At 47.0% G+C, this 18,409-nt stretch carries 21 protein-coding genes; 7 read left to right on the top strand and 14 right to left on the bottom strand.

What is annotated here, in order from left to right; translation table 11 throughout:
- Positions 1–550: 550 nt before the first annotated feature.
- The 6 genes from JWH17_RS12945 (at position 551) to JWH17_RS12970 (ending at position 5,122) form a co-directional block, all read left to right on the top strand.
- A complete protein-coding gene (locus JWH17_RS12945) occupies positions 551–982 on the top strand; it encodes an FKBP-type peptidyl-prolyl cis-trans isomerase (protein ID WP_205223044.1) in 432 nt (143 codons plus the stop codon).
- Positions 983–1,249: 267 nt separating this feature from the next.
- Positions 1,250–1,447: a hypothetical protein gene (locus JWH17_RS12950; protein WP_205223045.1), complete on the top strand. Its 198-nt coding sequence runs from the start codon at positions 1,250–1,252 to the stop codon at positions 1,445–1,447.
- A gap of 33 nt (positions 1,448–1,480) precedes the next feature.
- A complete protein-coding gene (locus JWH17_RS12955; protein ID WP_205223046.1) occupies positions 1,481–2,311 on the top strand; it encodes an amino acid kinase family protein in 831 nt (276 codons plus the stop codon).
- 404 nt (positions 2,312–2,715) lie between these two features.
- Entirely contained in the window at positions 2,716–3,840 is a 1,125-nt protein-coding gene (gene tgt, locus JWH17_RS12960) for a tRNA guanosine(34) transglycosylase Tgt (protein ID WP_205223047.1), read from the top strand.
- A 28-nt stretch (positions 3,841–3,868) separates the two neighbouring features.
- Positions 3,869–4,213, top strand: coding sequence for a preprotein translocase subunit YajC (yajC, locus tag JWH17_RS12965; RefSeq protein WP_205223048.1), 345 nt, complete (start codon positions 3,869–3,871; stop codon positions 4,211–4,213).
- A 183-nt stretch (positions 4,214–4,396) separates the two neighbouring features.
- On the top strand, positions 4,397–5,122 hold the full coding sequence (locus tag JWH17_RS12970) for a spermine/spermidine synthase domain-containing protein (protein ID WP_205223049.1): 726 nt from the start codon (positions 4,397–4,399) through the stop codon (positions 5,120–5,122).
- Positions 5,123–5,225: 103 nt separating this feature from the next.
- Here the strand turns inward: JWH17_RS12970 and mnmL are convergent, their stop codons facing one another.
- The 5 genes from mnmL to JWH17_RS12995 form a co-directional block, all read right to left on the bottom strand.
- Complete coding sequence (gene mnmL / locus JWH17_RS12975) at positions 5,226–6,182, bottom strand: tRNA modification radical SAM protein MnmL/YtqA (RefSeq protein ID WP_205223050.1); 957 nt, start codon at positions 6,180–6,182, stop codon at positions 5,226–5,228.
- Positions 6,183–6,211: 29 nt separating this feature from the next.
- Positions 6,212–6,565: a cupin domain-containing protein gene (locus tag JWH17_RS12980; protein WP_205223051.1), complete on the bottom strand. Its 354-nt coding sequence runs from the start codon at positions 6,563–6,565 to the stop codon at positions 6,212–6,214.
- A 9-nt stretch (positions 6,566–6,574) separates the two neighbouring features.
- A complete protein-coding gene (locus JWH17_RS12985) occupies positions 6,575–7,156 on the bottom strand; it encodes an FmdE family protein (protein WP_205223052.1) in 582 nt (193 codons plus the stop codon).
- A gap of 98 nt (positions 7,157–7,254) precedes the next feature.
- Positions 7,255–8,328 carry a hypothetical protein gene (locus tag JWH17_RS12990; RefSeq protein ID WP_205223053.1) on the bottom strand — a complete coding sequence of 358 codons (1,074 nt, stop codon included), beginning with the start codon at positions 8,326–8,328 and terminating at the stop codon, positions 7,255–7,257.
- Positions 8,325–9,581, bottom strand: a complete 1,257-nt coding sequence (locus JWH17_RS12995; protein ID WP_205223054.1) for a peptidase U32 family protein — start codon at positions 9,579–9,581, stop codon at positions 8,325–8,327. Before JWH17_RS12995 ends, JWH17_RS12990 begins: the two co-directional genes overlap by 4 nt.
- Positions 9,582–9,837: 256 nt before the next feature.
- On the opposite strand from JWH17_RS12995, the gene JWH17_RS13000 reads away from it, so the two are divergent.
- A complete protein-coding gene (locus JWH17_RS13000; protein ID WP_205223055.1) occupies positions 9,838–10,134 on the top strand; it encodes an isoamylase early set domain-containing protein in 297 nt (98 codons plus the stop codon).
- A gap of 140 nt (positions 10,135–10,274) precedes the next feature.
- Here the strand turns inward: JWH17_RS13000 and JWH17_RS13005 are convergent, their stop codons facing one another.
- From JWH17_RS13005 to JWH17_RS13045, 9 genes are all read right to left on the bottom strand, one after another.
- Positions 10,275–10,829, bottom strand: a complete 555-nt coding sequence (locus JWH17_RS13005; RefSeq protein WP_205223056.1) for a gamma carbonic anhydrase family protein — start codon at positions 10,827–10,829, stop codon at positions 10,275–10,277.
- Between the two features lie 28 nt (positions 10,830–10,857).
- Complete coding sequence (locus tag JWH17_RS13010; protein ID WP_205223057.1) at positions 10,858–12,351, bottom strand: ABC transporter ATP-binding protein; 1,494 nt, start codon at positions 12,349–12,351, stop codon at positions 10,858–10,860.
- A gap of 6 nt (positions 12,352–12,357) precedes the next feature.
- On the bottom strand, positions 12,358–12,840 hold the full coding sequence (gene gpt / locus JWH17_RS13015) for a xanthine phosphoribosyltransferase (protein ID WP_205223058.1): 483 nt from the start codon (positions 12,838–12,840) through the stop codon (positions 12,358–12,360).
- A 46-nt stretch (positions 12,841–12,886) separates the two neighbouring features.
- Entirely contained in the window at positions 12,887–13,807 is a 921-nt protein-coding gene (locus tag JWH17_RS13020; protein WP_205223059.1) for an ABC transporter permease, read from the bottom strand.
- Positions 13,804–14,868 (bottom strand): ABC transporter permease, encoded by a 1,065-nt coding sequence (locus tag JWH17_RS13025; RefSeq protein WP_232371079.1) that lies wholly within the window; start codon positions 14,866–14,868, stop codon positions 13,804–13,806. Before JWH17_RS13025 ends, JWH17_RS13020 begins: the two co-directional genes overlap by 4 nt.
- Positions 14,869–14,910: 42 nt before the next feature.
- Positions 14,911–15,969 carry a BMP family ABC transporter substrate-binding protein gene (locus JWH17_RS13030; RefSeq protein WP_205223060.1) on the bottom strand — a complete coding sequence of 353 codons (1,059 nt, stop codon included), beginning with the start codon at positions 15,967–15,969 and terminating at the stop codon, positions 14,911–14,913.
- Positions 15,970–16,202: 233 nt separating this feature from the next.
- Complete coding sequence (locus tag JWH17_RS13035) at positions 16,203–16,916, bottom strand: SDR family oxidoreductase (protein WP_205223061.1); 714 nt, start codon at positions 16,914–16,916, stop codon at positions 16,203–16,205.
- Between the two features lie 424 nt (positions 16,917–17,340).
- Positions 17,341–18,024, bottom strand: a complete 684-nt coding sequence (locus JWH17_RS13040) for a sensor histidine kinase (protein WP_205223062.1) — start codon at positions 18,022–18,024, stop codon at positions 17,341–17,343.
- Positions 18,014–18,403: a response regulator gene (locus JWH17_RS13045; RefSeq protein ID WP_205223063.1), complete on the bottom strand. Its 390-nt coding sequence runs from the start codon at positions 18,401–18,403 to the stop codon at positions 18,014–18,016. The genes JWH17_RS13040 and JWH17_RS13045 overlap by 11 nt, the downstream gene beginning before the upstream one ends.
- Positions 18,404–18,409: the final 6 nt, after the last annotated feature.

Raw genomic sequence — 18,409 nt, forward strand, 5'->3', positions numbered from 1 at the left:
TTTACAAAAGTATTCCTTGTTACATGGATATAACAAAAAAATTAACCCTTGAGTCCAATGCTGTCTGCAACAAAATTGTGATGATAAGAATCAGCTCAAATAGCTACTCATAGGGCGTCCCACAGATTCTCCCGTTGAGATAAGCTACCTGGATCTTTGCCTACCTGCTGTAAATTACGCTTTTCCAAATATGAGGCACCTATAAGCAATTACAGGTCTTATCCTCAAGTTTCTCGTTTAATTAAAACGTTACCCAGCCGCTCTCTCAGCAAAATCAATTGCAATTAATAGACTGCCTTGGTACATCCCATAGCCAGTAAAGAAATGACTCTCCATTATTTTACATCGCAAATCCTTTTAGTGGGCCTGCTTACCAGGTACCAGAAAGACAACGTAAGCCATCATTTTGAAATAACTGAAGACCAGTTATCCCCTCTGAGGATTCTCTGCAATCAAGATTATTTTCGTACTCCATTTTCGAGAGGTTCTGAACAATCAGGGCATACGGAAGGATTGCATACTTTCCCATTTAACTTATCAGGAGATAAGAATGACACAGGCCAAAAGTGGTGATAACGTCACTATCCATTACACAGGCAAACTAGCAGACGGAACAATTTTCGACTCATCAGAAGGCAGAGAACCGCTCCCTTTCATCATAGGCAAGGGGCAGGTGATCGAAGGATTTGAGGAAGCCGTCATCGGTATGAAGCTGGGTGAAGCCAAAACGGTGACCATACCATCTGAAAAAGCATACGGGCCCCGTAATGAGCAAATGATTATTAATGTGCCCATCGACCAGGTACCACCAGATATAACCCCTGAAGTAGGAATGCAGCTCGAACTCATGAACGAGGCTAACCAGCCGGTAATAGTCCGTATCACTCAAATTACAGAAGAACACGTTTCCCTGGATGCAAATCCACCGCTTGCAGGAAAAGACCTCACTTTTGATATTGAACTGGTCACCATTAGTGGTTGATTGATATTCAACTCCAGGCAAAAATCCCATCCATAGCCAGGCAGGGAAAAGCCAGCGCTATTTCCCTGCTTGCCTGCCTTTCTCATTTTCGCTCACCCTCTGTGCTGTTTTGAGTAAACTCAAAGCATCCTTATTCTCCACCGCAAAAGAGGGCTATATGCATCTTCGGAGCTGCCTGAACGTACCTTGCCATCTGCGATTAAAAGACATATCATGTAGAAATGGTTGTAACCCAAAAACGATAATTTTAGCCTGAGGAGTAGCAAAATGCCTGGAAAAATCTTTTATCGTGAACGAATGAAAGTAAAAGAAGGGACCCAAACACCTCGATTCCGTATAGTTGCGGTCAGTGGAGTTGATCTTAAGGTGTATGCTGATCATATTCGCAAAAAAGAATTGCAACAGATTGCAAAAGCTACCAAAGCGGAGTTAGTCGCCCTTGAGCGAGACAAAAACAAAAAATAAGACGACATTAGCGCATAAGGGGGAGAGAAAATTATGGCATTGGTGCGAGAAAAGGATGGCAAAAGACTGCATGTTGAAAGTCCACTTATGGGGGAAAGCCTGGTAAGCAATGAGTTTATCGGTAATCTCGATATTGCTCCTCAGGAAAAGTTATATCCGGATGTTCCTGTTGTGAAAATCGGCGGGCAATCCATTTGTGACCGCGGGGCAAAGGCACTGCCTGCAATACTGAAGGAAATTGTCAGCAATCGCGCTGATCACAAAATCCTGATCACCACCGGCGGGGGGACCAGGAGCCGTCACATCTACACCATCGGTCTTGAAATGGGAATGCCGACCGGCGTTATTGCCAAATTCGGCAGCATGGTTTCAGAACAAAATGCGCTGATGATAGCGACCCTGCTTTCGCCCTGGGGAGGCGTCAAAATTTCTCATTCTGATATTGTGAAACTACCTGCCTACTTTGCAGAAGGTATCATACCGGTAATGCATGGCATGCCTCCTTACGATTATTTCGCAATCAAGCCCAAAGTCGGCAGGATCCCCATTCACCGGACCGATGTCGGCCTGGTGATTCTTGCTGACCTAATCGGCTCGACCACAGTTCTTTTTATTAAAGATGAAAACGGGCTCTACACAGACGATCCGAAAAAAAATCCAGATGCGGAGTTCATAGCGGAAATAGGTGCCAAGGACTTGCTGGAAAAAAATCAGGACGACCTGGTCATCGAACGGCCCTGTCTTGACATTATTCAAAACTCAGAAGTCATTGAAAAAGTACAGATAATTAACGGGATGGTCCCCGGAAACATCACCAAAGCGCTTAACGGCGAACATGTTGGTACGTTTATTTATAAGCAATAACTATTAAGCTGCTGACCCCATACATCTAGAGGTAATTGGGACTAACATTACCCCGATTACCAGGATGTATGGTTACGTTATTCGTTTTTTTTTGTTTCCCGTAAATGCAACCCCTCCCAGATAGATACCGCTCTCTGGTTTCGTTGTGACAGCGAGTTATTCCTTCCTGCTTGCGAAAATGTGGTCGTAAGCGTATAACACTCCAATATTTTTCCAAGGTACTTTTAAAGAAAGGCAGATAACTCTCTTTCTCATTTTACCGTTACCGTTGTCGATTTTCTTGACCACCGTTGGCTGGAACGAAATGAAGAGCATGCATAGTATAGGGCCTTTGATCGCAACCGAAACAGAGTAGTATCAATCAAGCCCCTCCAGCTAATTCAACTCTTTTACAAATAAACGGCATGACAACATCACCTTACACACTCACATCTACCTCCTCACAGTGTAATGCCCGCTGCGGAGAAGTCACCACCCTGCATGGTACCATTAAAACACCGGTCTTTATGCCCGTCGGTACGCAGGCAACGGTTAAGGCGGTTACTCCAGAAGACCTTTCGCAGTTGGGTGCCCAGATTATTCTCGGTAACACCTATCACCTTTTTATTCGTCCGGGCCATGAACTTGTTCGCCGGTTTGGCGGGCTCCACAACTTCATGAACTGGCAAGGACCGATACTGACGGACTCTGGAGGATTTCAGATCTTCAGCCTCCAGGATCTGGCAAAAATAACAGAGGAGGGGGCGGCGTTCAGATCACATCTGGATGGGAAAAAGCTCTTCCTCAGTCCGGAAGATGCTGTCCATGTGCAGGAGGCGCTGGGCTCCGATATTATGATGGCACTCGACACCTGTATTCCCTACCCTGCCGGCAGAGATCAAGCCGCAGAGGCAACAGCGCTCACTACCCGCTGGGCAAAAAGATGCAAGCAGGCCCAGTCAGCAACAGGACAGCATCTCTTTGGCATCATTCAGGGCGGCATGTATTCCGATATGCGACTGGAAGCCATAGAGCAATTGGTGGACATAGGTTTCCCCGGCTACGCTCTTGGCGGTTTGTCTGTTGGAGAACCCAAGGAATTGATGTACGAAATGCTTTCCGCTACGGTTTCCCATATGCCTGCTGCTCACCCCAAGTATCTGATGGGAGTTGGCACTCCTGAAGATCTTGTTGAAGGTGTCTTCCATGGCATTGACATGTTCGATTGTGTCATGCCGACACGCAATGCCCGTAATGGAATGCTCTTTACTTCGCAGGGGAGACTTGTTATAAAAAATGCTTGTTTTCGAGATGACCAACGGCCCCTGGATGAAACGTGCAGTTGCTATACCTGTAGAAATTATTCCAGGGCATACCTAAGACATCTCTTTCAGTGTCGTGAAATTTTGGCATATCAACTGAATAGTATCCACAACTTACATTACTATTGTTCATTGATGGCAACCATGAGGGAGGCCATAGCCAACGACACTTTTATGACATTTCGTACCGAGTTCTATCAACAGCGGGATGTGCCCGCACCCTACTGACATAATTCTTATTTGGAGGTTTTTTCCCATGACCGGAATTGCACACGCAGCTGGTGCTTCGCCCTTGGGAGGCGGCGCCGGAGGTATAGCTTCTTTTGTACCGCTTATTCTTATCTTTGTTGTTTTTTATTTCTTATTGATTCGCCCACAGCAGAAAAAAGCGAAAGAACATCAGCAGTACCTGGCCAATCTGAAAAAAGGTGCCAAGGTCGTTACTGGTGGAGGTATCCATGGACAAATTACCGGTCTTACCGATACCGTAGTTACTCTTGAAATAGCTGATAACGTACGTATCAAAGTTAACCGTGGCTCTATAATGGGTGCTGCTGCTGATGCGGAAAAATTGGCGGCACCGGCAAAAGGTGGTGGTTGAGGAATTGGCGGCAAGTGCTGATTTTCATCGTGCATGAAAATTTTCTCTTTTCCCACGTTGAATAAAACGGCTTCAGGAGACCATCCTCAAGCCGTTTTTCATTTCTCTTGATCTGACCTGATCTGTATTATTGTGGAACGTGTTATATACAGAGGCAACACTGGTAGTCACCCGATTGAGGTTATGGATGAAGGATCACTCCGCAGTTTGCGCTTCGGAGCCGAAGAACGGCAAAGCTGCATCGATCTTGATGCCCCCCATGAACTGCAACTAGCCTACACCCGATGGATGATGACAGCGCTGTTGTTGCATCCCGATCCAAAAAAATTCCTGTTGTGCGGATTAGGGGGCGGCTCGATCGCCCACTTTCTGCTCCATCACCACCCGGATGCCTTTCTTGATATTATAGAAAAAGAGGAAAAGGTCATTCATGTTGCAAAAAAATTCTTTCATCTCCCCCATGCGAAAGGTCTTCATCTCTACAAAAATGATGTAATTGACTTTCTGTGTTCCCCCTCCACGCTCAGGATTACGTACCAGATCGCCTTCATTGACATCTTCGGTCCCCGTTCCATGTCCCCCCCGCTTTTTATACCTGATTTTTACCGCAGTATACTCGACAGGCTTGAGCCAAACGGTGTTATGGCGGTTAATTTATGGAATGGTGACAAGCATCTCTATGGCATGGCCTGCCAGGCAATACGAGAAAGCTGCAATAACCAAATGTTGGAAATGGCGGTCAAAAAACGGAGCAATGCTATCCTGCTTGCCTTTCCAGAAGAACTGCCCAAAAAAACGCTCCGCAAAGCCCGCAAACACGTTGCTCACCACCAGCAACATTATGACCTGCCTTTTCATCGTTATTTGAAAAAAATACGCCGGACCAACAAAATCACTCTTTTTGCGTAACCCGAAGGGAGAACTTTTTGATTGAAAATTGAAAACAGACTGTTAATTGGAGAATTACTCTTTAAGCTATAATATCAATTAATTGAGTTTAAAATCAAAAAGTTTATCCGAGATTCGGGTTAAGGGGAGAATAACCAGTTGCAACCTGCTCGTTGTTTACCTTGCAGCCCTGGTACACCCCATTTTCCTCCAGCCGGCGCTGCAAAATCCGGCTAAGTTCTCCGACAAGGACATGCCACTTGGGGGCAACCAGTAAAGAGGGATGAGAGGTGGACCAAAGGCGGTGCAGGGTAACGTTCGCCGGTATGAGAGGAATAATCTGGAGTAAAAAATCCATGTATTCTTGCAGGGAAAACAATGCAAACCTGTTTTGCAGATACATGGTGTGCAGGACGGTGTCTTTAATAACCTGCAGATGGTGCAACTTCAGAGCATCAAGATGCAGACCAGCCACACACTCTACCGTCTGCACCATTTCCGCCCTAGATTCACCTGGGATACCGAAAATAAGGTGCGCCCCAACCTGTAGCCGGTCATATCGTTTGACTCGGTCTACAGCTCCAAAAAAATCGTCTAAACTATGATTACGGTTGAGTAACTCCAGGCTCTTGGCATGCACTGACTGCAGTCCCAGTTCAATCAGACAGTCTTTCTTACTTTGCTCGATGAGCAGGGCAAGTGACTCTACCAATTCCTCAGCCAAGTGGTCAGGACGGGTGGACAGGACAAGACCGAGACAGGACGGATCTTCGAGAACGTCTGCAAGCAGGGGCAGCAGCTTTTTTTGTGCCAATGCGGTCACAGTCTCCTGCTGAAAATAGCCGAAATAATATCGAAATCGCCCTTTGAGCAGGTGCTGTTTGCCCCGTTCAATCTGGGTGGGGATATCGTCTTCACTACGGAGACATGAAGGGGTAAAACTTGCCGGACGGCAGTAGATACATCCGCCGCGAAGACGATTGGGACAGGTGATCCCTACATCAAGGGGAATCTTTCCGACCGCCACTCCGTATTTTTGCCTGCAATGATAGCTGAAAGAACGAACACGCGGTGCTTTCATTGGAGACAATGGGAAGTGAAAACCAAATTCTAGTCAAGGATTTCTATAATATCTTCTTTATTGGGGATAAGACAGAGAAAGGTAAAAGGTTCCTCTCCAGTATTTTTATAGTAGTGGGGTACTCCGCTGGGGATCAATACCACATCATTTTTTTCCACTGCAAACAACTCGCCATCCAAGCTTACCTCAGCACTCCCGTTTAAGACAAACTGTTCATGCTCTACCGTATTGGTATGCATCGGCATAAATCCGCCCGGATCGATACTGAAGATCCGCATGGCAAAATTGGGTGCTTCCTCAGGACTAATCAGCATTTGCCGGGATACGCCCTGCCCCACGGGGATGGATTCGGCAGTAATTGTGCTCAACTTTTTGACAAACATATTCAACCTTTATAATTCTTTGTAGTATCGATTACCTGCACAACCACGACAAAGCGTTTTGCCGTCCTGAATCACCTCGCGACAATCCTGCACCCAGTCACCACACTCCTCGCATTCCACCCTGCGTATTGGCCGTCCCGGCATCTCACACTCTTTGAGTGTCACTTCGACATCCTGAAAGGAAAATAATTCATCAAGGGGCATTACCTTGTATGCATCCAACTGGCGCTGGTATTTTTCCACGGTCTGCGGAGCATATTTCTTGGCGAGTTCCCTTGATTCCTCTCTGGCTGTTACCCGGACTGCTTTTCCAGTGTCCAGATTGACAAAAGTGGCGGCCATGACCCCGTGATCAACCCAACGCATCGACCGTTTTCCCAGACTGCATCCGGTTACTGACTGAATAGCATCGGTTGCGCAGCGATCAATTTCCACTAAGACATAGGTTTTTTTCCGATCCTTCCCTTTTGGATCATCAATTCCCACCCGACCCAGTCCCTCCATTGCCATACGAACCCCGATAACCTGACCGGCACAAATATGACCATGAATTCTGGTTGAGACCTCAAGCAACTCTTCAAATGACTCCATATATCCGTCCCCTCCACCAGGCATAATGCACTGCCTGCATTTTTTCTCACCTTTCCTGGATGTACAACAGATACATGTAACCCTGGAGAGGCTCCCTGTCAATTCAACGCTTTCCGCCTATCAGGAATGGACAAAGGCTGCCATTGGGCAATCATTTCAAACAACTCTTGGCAAAAACCGCACTTTTCACAACGCCCATCGCATTGTGAAAGCATATTTGCAAAATCAAATGACAACGAACCATTATCGATATACAACTTATCGGCCAGCCAATTAGTGGCATCAAGCAGATCAAGCAGGTTACCGTCATAATGGCGGTTGCTGTAGGCCTTAAACAACCGACCCAGAAAAGCCGGCCCTAATGAACGTCCGCATAATTTGATGGTATCAATATGGTAATAATACAGTTCAATATCTTCAGGCCGGATAAAAGGGGAAAAAAGAATTCGGTGTGGCTCCTTGTAAAATACATTTACACATCCCAGATTGTCGTTAAAGCCAAAATTGTTTTTTTGACCGTTGATATTAGCCAAGGCAATGTAGGAATCATGGGAAAGCTTAAACGGACAGTAGGGAAGACACCCTTCATTGGCAAGCACTTCGAGCCGTATGTGAGGAAACTGGGTATGGGTTTTAAGAGCTACCTTGGCCAAAGCATCTAGATCCCTATTCAAAGATCGATCAAGAATAATCTTTTGCGGCCTCTTGAACTTGGTCAACTCAATATAGGACAACTGAGCATCAATCTTACTAAACGAATCCAACATGGTGTTCACTCCGGGGACTGCTTCCAGAGAAGAGGCAACCTCCGGTGCTGCGTCGGAAAGATACTGCAACAAATAATGATCGCAATAGATAACGCCGGTAATGAGATCATGTTCCAGATAGTCCTGAAGTGTATTGACAATGCATTGCATATTCTCTTTGTTGCTCAGCAATTCGGGAGAATAAAAGCGGCTGTTCATCAATGCATACTTTTTTACGCCCTGCAACCGACCAAGTTGCTCAAGATACTTATCACTGTCCTGTAGATCATCAAGTAAAATGCGACTATCTAAACGAAAATCAGGAAGAAGACTGAAATGAATACAATCGAGTTCGTCTGCATGCTCAACCAGTAAGTCTACATATGCTGAATCAGGAAGAAACGGAACATCAAATAACGGTTTCATAGTGGTTCTATATATTTTCTTACAATACTATTTATTTGTGCTGAAACGAGTTGTGGTTCAGTGTGTAATTCGATCCTGTTGCCAGGGTTTGCCCGGACTATTTCCTCGCCATCTTTGCTGACCATTTTTAGCACACGAGCCGTGACCGGTTCAATACTGTCAGTCCCAAGGTATTCAACCGTATCACCGCTTTCCAGTACATTTCTGGTTTCAATGATTAAAGGACCAATCGCACGTACAATGCCCACCGGTGCATACCCTTGGGCTAATCGCATTGTATCATAAAGCATGTCATCAGATGAAGGGTGTCCCTCAAAAAAATTTTGAGAGTGGCCACGAGTGCCGATCTTCTTCATTTCCTTATGAAAAACAGCCGGTAACTCGATATTATTGAGGGCTTCGCCTGAAAAAAGTTTTTCCCTGATCAGGTCCAATGCCGCTCGATACAGTCTGACAACACTGCCAACATACCCCATAGATTTCATCCGCCCTTCAATCTTGATAGAGTCGGCACCCGTGGCAACAAGCCTGGGCAGATGAGGCAGCAAGCATAGATCCCGGGCATTAAAAATATAAGTACCTCGCTCATCCTCTTCGACAGGGTAATATTGACCTGGTCGTTTTTCTTCCACTAACTTATAGGAATAGCGACATGGGTGGGCACAATCTCCCTTATTGGCATCTCTGCCGGTCATATAGTTACTGAGCATGCATCGCCCGGAATAGGAAATACACAGTGCTCCGTGGACAAAAATTTCCAGCTCTACATCAGTTGCTCTCCGTATTTCCTGTATTTCACCGTATCCCAGTTCTCTGGCCAGGTTTATCCTCGACACGCCCTGTCTGCTCCAAAATGCAGCGCTGGCTCCATTGGTCACATTTGCCTGAGTGGAAAGGTGTACAGGCAGCGCAGGTACAGTTTGCCGGGCAAGGGAAAAAACCCCTGGATCCGCAACAATAATGCCATCAACGCCATGGGACTGCAATGATTCCAGGTAGTCTGGAAGTCCTTTCATATCCCGGTTGTGAGCAAAAATATTGACGGTTACATACACTTTCGCGCCATGCTGGTGAGCATACTCCACAGCCCGACCGATGCCTGCATCGTCAAAATTAGCAGCCCTTGCACGGAGGCTGAACTGCTTACCACCTAAATAAACAGCATCCGCACCATAATGCACTGCTGTAACCAATTTTTCAAAACTACCTGCCGGAGCAAGTAACTCAGGAATTTTGTATTGTGTGTTATCCATAATTTCCAATCAATGTAATACGTATATTTACTTTACTGCTCTTCCATCGCTTAACTCGTATCAATATTTTTCAACTGGTCGTATATGTCTATCAGGCGGCGAAAAAAAGTAAAATGAACGAAATGAAATATCAATTTGACCTGGCCATTAACATACTTTACAGTTCATGATGAACGAATCATTTATATGCACCATGTACCCACAATCTTTCATTTCATTTATCCATATTTTCTAACATGGTTCTCAGGAGGACAATATGTTAAAAAAAAGCTACTCGAAAACCGGTAAGATATGCAGGGTAACCTTTAAGTATGAAAACGAGGAAGGTGCTGAAAGTGCGGTGATCGCTGGTGAGTTCAACACCTGGTTACTGGATGCAACCCCGATGAAAAAACTCAAAAATGGCAGTTTTTCGGCAACGGTTTCGCTGCCGGCTGGAGAGACATTTCTCTTTCGTTATGTACTTGACGGCAATGTATGGGTAAATGACCATCAGGCAGACGGATATGCACCCAATGAATACGGTGAAGAAAACAGTATTGTCAGGGTATAAATCCCAACCCCACCACTCCTTTCTTCCGCCCTACCAGTTCACCCTATGGCTCCTGCTGAGATGCCTATCAGATCCAAAACGTCTCAATAGAACCACAGGGTGGTCCGTAGGTTGTTGCTCTACAATGGTAGAACTATAACCTAAAAACAATGGCCGACTTTCGCCCGGACATATTCATTTTTCAATTCGACATATCGTTTCCAGGATGCACGAAACCCTTCTACCTGTTCATCGGTAATCTCGCGAACCACCTTGGCCGGTGAACCGAGGATCAGAGAGCGCGGAGGAAATATTTTTCCACCAGTCACAACAGCTCCGGCACCGACAATCGACTCGCGTCCGATCACTGCCCCGTCAAGTATAATGGCGCCCATCCCGATCAGGCAAAGGTCCTCCACCGTGCACCCATGCAATATCACATTATGACCTACCGTCACTTCACTGCCGATGACGGCAGGATGACCATCGTCAAGGGAACGCCCTCCCCCCTCAGCTCCTGTTGTATGGATCATACAATTATCCTGGATGTTGGTCCGGTCACCAATCCTGATACTGTGGACATCGCCCCTGGCAATGGTACCAAACCACAGGGATACATCTTCGCCTATTTCAACATCACCAATAAAGGTCGCATTGGGTGCCACCCAGGCACCTTTTCCTGCCTTTGGCTGGTAATCTCTGTAGGATAAAATCATAATTCCCCCTCAGTTTAAGTCGGATAGATCAATTAGTTGCAAGGCCTGCCATCATCTCAGGTATCTTGTCAATTCGCTCCTGGTCATCAGCAGCAAAGGTCTCCACCAGCATACCGCCATACATGACTCCAATCCTATCGGACAAGGTCAACGCTTCAGAGAGATCCCCGGTAACCAGTAATATGCCTGCCTGCTCTCTGGCTTTCATCAATAAATTCCAGACGTCTTCTGCTGCAGCAATATCCAGCCCCTGGGTTGGCTGCTCTGCAACAATCAATCTTGGCCGACGATAAAACTCTCTTGCCAGAACCATCTTCTGCAGGTTACCACCGGAAAGCTGCCAGGCCAAGGCATCCAAATCCGGCGGGCGGATATCAAAATCATTAATGAGCTTATTGACAGTAGCACCGGCCCGTTTTTTCAACAGCCATGGACCACGCACGAACCCACCCCTGGTGGTCAATAAAAAATTATCAAGCAGGCTCAGGCCAGGGCAGGTTGCTAACCCCTGGCGATCTTCCGGGATATAGCTAAGTGTCTGCTCCCAATTTTGCTTGGAAAAAAACTGTTTCCACTCCAACCCCAGGATGCGAACACTTCCTTTTTTGGGAGAGGTTAAGCCGCAAATGGTTTCCACCAAGGGCTTTTGCCCGTTTCCAGCAACCCCGACAATACCAAAAACCTCTCCCTGGCGAACTTCAAAGTCAGCTCCTTTCAATCCTTTTCCAGTCAGAGAAGATACTTTCAGGACAATTTGTCGAGGCTCTACAGGTTCTTTATCAACCTCTAAAAGAACAGCGCGCCCCACCATACGCCTGGCGAGTTCTGCGGTCGAATGCACCGACTTTTTCGGAAGCTGATCAATAACTCTGCCACGCTTCAATATTGCTATATCGTCGGCAAGAGAAAGAACTTCTTCCAGTTTATGACTGATAAAAACAATGGCCGTCCCCATCTCAACCATCTGTCGCATGGTTGCAAACAATGCTTCCGACTCTTTTGGGGTCAGTACGGCCGTAGGTTCGTCAAAAATCAGGATAGAGCTTTTGCGGTGGAGTAATTTAAGAATCTCAACCTGCTGTTTTTCGCCCATGGACAAATCGGCAATCACAGCCTCAGGGTCAATCGACATACCATATTTTTCAGCAAGTTGACGCACCTCGGTATTCATCTCTTTATGCCGCAACCACACACTATCAGATGCGCCAAGAAAAACATTTTCAGCAACAGTCATGGCGTCTACCAGCTTAAAATGCTGATAGACCATACCGATACCGCTCTGGATGGCCTTTTCCGTATTGGTAAAGACGACAGGTTTTCCTGCGTGCGATATCGTGCCGCTATCGGGCTGCAATTGACCGGCAAGAATGGACATCAGGGTGGATTTACCGGCGCCATTTTCCCCCAAAAGAGCAAGAATTCGTCCCTGATGGACATCCAGGGTAATATCCTGGTTGGCCTGCACACTGCCAAATGATTTTGATATACCTTCCAGCCGTATGACCGGTTCAGCAGTTGCCATTACCTGCTACTTCCCCGCTGCCAGCGGCTGGACAAACTGAGATTCGGAATCCCAGGGAAAAAGAATCCACGTATCCTGACTGACCTCGGTGATAAAAGTATCTACCAAGGGCCGACCTGCCGGTTTTGCGTATACGGTCGCGAAATGCGCTTTGGGCACCATTTTTTTCACAATCTGGGCAGTCCGCCCGGTGTCCACCAGGTCATCGATAAGCAACCATCCTTCGCCCTCTCCGGCAAAGGGCTTGAGTATTTCAGCATCTCCTTTTTTATCCTTCCAATCATAACTGGAAATACAGATAGTATCGACAAGATGAATGTTGAGCTCACGAGCAATTATCGCAGCCGGCACCATTCCGCCTCGTGTTATGGCGATAATACCCTTGAAGTACTCCGTACTCAGCAATCGCCAGGCAAGTGCCTTGGAATCACGGTGCAATTGGTCCCAGGATATGGGATATGTTTTTCTATACTGAGATTTTTCTTCCATTGCTTAACTCCTTACACAAACAAGCTTAATACAAATTTTAGACAGGTTAATCGGCCGGTTCAACATTCACGCCCAAAGCAGCCGGCTCATTGGTGCGTCTGTGGCCCAGTGACGACAAGACAAGGACAAAGACAGTCAGACCGTAGGGCAGCATAAGCAGCAATGATGAAGGCAATTGGGTGCCGGTTGCCTGCAGCCTGAGCTGAAGCGCCATAATACCCCCAAAAAGATAGGCTCCAAACACAGCCCTCCCAGGACGCCAGAAGGCAAATATCACTAAAGCCACCGCTATCCAGCCACGTCCGGCAGTCAGATTATTGGTCCAGAGGTGAGTATAAGCAAGGGACAGGTAGGCACCACCAAGCCCCATAAAAAAGCCACCACCAAGAATCCCCAACCAACGGTACCCTCTTGCATTGAGACCAGCTGCGGCAGCAGCCTCCGGGAATTCACCCACAGCCCGTAATCCTAGTCCATAGCGAGTGTTGTTGAAAAAAAGCCACAGGCATGGCGGGAGTATATAGGTGAGATAGACCAACGGATCATGCTGAAAAAATATTGGCCCAATGGCCGGAATATCAGCAAGTAGAGGCACTGCCATGGGTTGAAACCCCGGAGCGGACAAACCGACATAGGACGTACCGAAATAATTGGCAAACCCCGTTCCTAAAATAGTGAGTGCCAACCCGGAAACTACCTGGTTTCCTTGAAAAACAAGACACACAATGCCATGCAGAGAGGCGGTTGTTATACCTGCAGCACCAGCTGCAAAAAAGGCCAAAGAAGGACTGCCGGTAAAATGTGCTACCAAAAAAGCAGTCAGCCCACCAACAATCATGATCCCTTCGACCCCCAGGTTCAGCACTCCGGATTTCTCGGTAATCATTTCTCCCAGGGTCGCATACAGAATGGGGGTCCCGGCAACAATGGTGGCAGCCAAGAGCGGTATGATCATCTCCAGGGTCATTGTTTCCTCACCGGTACCATTTTGTAATGGACAAAAAAACCGCTGGCTAGAACGGTCATCAGAATCAGCCCTTCTATCATCCCGCCGAACGCTGCCGGTACCTGCATGTCCAGCTGCAGGCTTTCCACTCCGACACGCAGCCCGGCGAGCAGAAAAGAAGTTATGGCAATATTCAAAGGATTAAGGCGAGCAAGCCAGGCAACCACGATGGCAGTATAGCCATAACCGACCATTATGGATGGCTGTAATCGATTAATAGTTGCCGAGGCCTCTAAAAAGCCTGCCCATCCGGCAAGGGCCCCGCTTAGCACCATTACCAGCACCACTAAATAATTATAGGGAATGCCGGCATAGCGTGCGGCACGGACGCTGTCTCCAGAGGCCTTTAATTCGAAACCGGTCCTGGTAAAAGTAAAAAATATCCAGAACAACACACCAAGGACAAGACAATGAAATATACCGCTGTTAACCCCGCTGGTACCGATCTTGCCGACAATGGCCTGCTCGCTAAACATCGGGGTCATGGGAAAACCGTAGCTGGCAGGATCCTTCCAAATACCATACACCAGGTATTCCAGCAGCAAAATGGCTATATAATTCATCATCAGGGTGACAATGATCTCATTAGTACCGAGCCGCTGTCTGAGTATTGCCGGAATCATACCCCATACACCGCCGGCTATACAAGCGGCGCCAATCATCATGGAAAGGAGTACTGGTTTGGGAAGTTCGGGAAAAGTCAATGCGGCCCAGGTAGCGCCAATAGCTCCCAGAGCAAACTGTCCCTCTGCACCAATATTCCAGATTTGTAACCGAAAAGCTGTGGCCACGCCCAGGGAGCAGAGAAAAATAGGGATCGCCTTGATAAGACTGTCTTCAATGGCCCATCTGGAACCGAAGGCCCCCTTAAAAAGGGTCAAGATTCCTTCCACGGGCGGTGTGCCGCGCATAACCAGCATCACTGCACTTAACAACAGGGCAAGAGCGATTGCGGTCAATAAAATAAAACAGGAACGCCAACCAAGACGTTCCTGTCTTTTAATAATCCTGAATCGCTGCATCAGCTACGACAAGGCTTCCAGTACATTTTACCTATGCGGTTCTTATTCAGTGGTTCCAACAACACCCTCGACAAACCAGGTCATACCGAGCAATGTTTCGTCGTTTGCTACGGTCCCGTCAGCAATTTTTACAGCGCCCTGCTGGTCCTTGACAGGCCCGGAGAATACCTTGAAGGCACCAGAGGCTATTTCCGCCTGTTTCGCGGTTACTGTATCCTGAACATCTTGAGGAACCATGGGGCCAAATGGAGCAAGTTTGACTATGCCGGCATCCATTCCCGGCCAAGCCGATTCAGCTTTCCAGGTACCTTCTTTGACCTGATTAACAATCTGCTTGTAATAAGGTGCCCAGTTCCATACAGGAGCGGTGAGATGTGATTTAGGAGCAAAAGTACTCATATCAGAATTATAGCCGATTGAGTAGACACCTTTCTCCTGCGCCGCTTCCTGTGGCCCTGGAGAATCCTGGTGCTGGGCAATAACGTCTGCTCCAGCATCCAGCAGAGACTTTGCAGCCTCTTTTTCAGTTGCCGGGTCATACCAGGTTTTGGTCCATACTACCCGTACGGATACCTCGGGATTCACGGCCTGCGCTCCAAGTGTAAAAGCGTTGATGCCGCGAATAACTTCAGGAATAGGAAAAGCAGCTACATAACCGAGGATTTTACTTTTGGTCATCGCACCGGCAACCATGCCGCTCAGGTACCTGGCCTGGTACATGCGGCCAAAATAGTTGCTCATGTTCTCAGCCTTTTTAAAACCAGAGCAATGCATGAAAACGGTATTTGGAAACTGCTTTGCCACCTTGAGCATCGGATCCATATAACCGAAACTGGTTGCAAAAATTATATCGTATCCCTTACGAGCCATATTAAGGATGACTCGCTCAGAGTCAGGTCCTTCTTTCACGGACTCAACATAAGCGGTTTTGACGCCGTCCATCTCTTCCACCGCCAGACGGCCCTTATCATGGGCAAAGGAATAACCGGCATCACCGATGGGGGAAACATAAACAAAGCCTACATTCATGTCTTTGGCCATCGCTGCAAAGGCAATCCCTAAGCTGCACAAGACAACAGACATTACTTTGATAATACGCATACTTAACCTCCAGAATACATGACTTACCCCTGATTTCACCAAGGATAATACGTTGTGGGGATGAGAATAAATTTCAAATGTTTCTTCTTATACGTAATAGACAATGGAGTGTCAAACGAAAAGGTGTGCATCGGCAACGCCCCACCTTCAACCATATTCCCTGGAATAGCTGGAAAAACACAGGCCGGCAGCTTTTCTCGACAACAGATGACTCTCCTGATCACAACGGCCCGTTAACGCGGCTGCTTAGATGGAACCACCAATAAACGGGGCACAAGTACCTCCTCCGGCTGGAGCAACATAAAACGTACGCAGCGCGCAATGTCCTCCGGCTGAAGCATACCTTCGGCGGGATCAAATCTTTTTTCTTCCGGCCAATGATCAAACAGACCGGTATCAGTTCTTCCCGGTTCAATGGCCCCCACTCTCACTCCAGAGCCTGCCAGCTCCATTCGCAACGCGTCGGTGAATGCCTCCACCGCAAACTTGGTCCCGTTATAGGCGCCGATTCCTGGAAATGTCTTTAATCCGGCAAGACTTGAGGTGTTGATCAGGAATCCGCTTCCCTGGCTCTTCATGTGGCGCAGCATGGTATAGCTTACCCGAACAAGGGCTTCAAAGTTAACCCGTACCATATGGCATAAAGCCTCTACATCTGCCTCCTCCACATTGCCGATATGCATTACCCCTGCATTATTAAAAACATAGTCAAGCCGCTTAAAATTACTCAATGCCGCCTGCAGCAGGCGCTCCGGTAGGGATGGATCAGTAATATCACCGGCAACAAACACAGCATGCTGAAGTTGAGCAGCAAGTTCTCCCAATTTTTGTTCATTGCGACCGGTAAGGACAAACAAGACTCCGTCCTGATCCAGCATTTTTGCGGTTGCAGCGCCAATACCGCTACTTGCTCCGGTGATCAATAGAACCTTTCCTGTTAAATCCATCTACGTTTCCTCCTTAGAATAAAGATTATCTTGAATAATTGCCTTTTAGCCCGATCTCCCGGAGTCTTGCGCTTACCTAGTTATACTCAAAATTTAATCCTCGGAGATAATGTAGACCCCGATATGAACTATATGCCTGTGGTAAAATTTATCGCATGCCTTGACCTTGAACTGAATTGCTAATAATTCAAAATACCCTAAAGCATTATGTCCATACGAACAGGACAACAACCGTCCTGTCTTCTCTTCATGACATCTTAACCCCAATTTCTCATAACCTTTTTGATTTACAACTCAATTAACTGATATTATTGCTTAAAGAGTAATTGCACAATTGATAGTCTGTTTTTCGTTTTAAATCAAAAAGTTCCCCCTTCGGGTCAATCCTTCAGGAAAAGGTGATTTTTCTCCCCATAACACGGGTTCATTGCTCAAAAAAATCACTGGAAAGTGAAGGAACTCTCAAGTGCAAGCCGGTGCACGCATCTGCAGTGGGCTCAGCCAAAAGGAACCCTCCCACCTTGGTGAGAGCCGCTTGTAATACGTCTGTTTCCTCAACAACAATGGCATGGGAAAGTTGATACGTTACCTGTACCGAATTTTCTTCCATGGTAGTCTTGATTATCAGACTGCAGTCTTTGCTGAGCTGATCCAGGCAAAGCTCAAACAGGCGATAAAAAATGTGCTGAAGTAAAGAAGGGTTGTTGTGTACCGCACGTATATCCTCACCAGGATGCACCTCGAAGCTGATTTGTTTCAACCGCGCAAAGCGGACAAGAAATGCATACTCTTCCAACAAAAGTTCATTTATGCTCAGTGTTGTATATTCAACATCTGCTCTATGAGCAAGCCCACTGAGATGGTGGAGCACATCTGCAACGACAACTATCCGGCGCTCAACCGATGCGATGGCCTTTTGCATCCTCTCCATAGTTCTTTCATCTCCATGCATTACGGAAAACTCTACAAAATCGCTGAGCAACCCATTGGATTCCCGAATAATACCAAGATGATTTTTCATGTCGTGAGAAAAACCAGCCATCAGGCGCCCTAATGTCTGGACCTGCTCATGGCGAAGGGCATTTTCTGTGACCGCGTCAATTATCATGTTGCGTTTCGCTCCTTTTCTGATCGGCTTGCTCAAGTTTGTTGAGCAATTCTCCAAGGTCGACCGGTTTCATAATATAATCAAAGGCCCCTTTTTCCATGGCCTCGATGCCAGAGGCTGTTGAACCGTGACCGGTCAGCATAATCACTTCTACTTGGGGATCTCGTCCCTTAACCTCAGCCAGCATGTCCAATCCATTCATATCGGGCATTTTCAAATCAAGGATAATGATATCAGGTTTGAACTCCTCTATTTTCGCCCCCCCATCAGCCCCGCTGTGCGCTTCTGCCGTTTCAATGCCGCGTAAGCGTAAACGCTGACACAAGGTTGATGCGAATTCTACTTCATCATCGATTATGAGTACTTTTGAGTCTATCATACTTCC

The organism is Desulfogranum marinum, assembly GCF_016918565.1.
GTDB lineage: Bacteria > Desulfobacterota > Desulfobulbia > Desulfobulbales > Desulfobulbaceae > Desulfogranum > Desulfogranum marinum.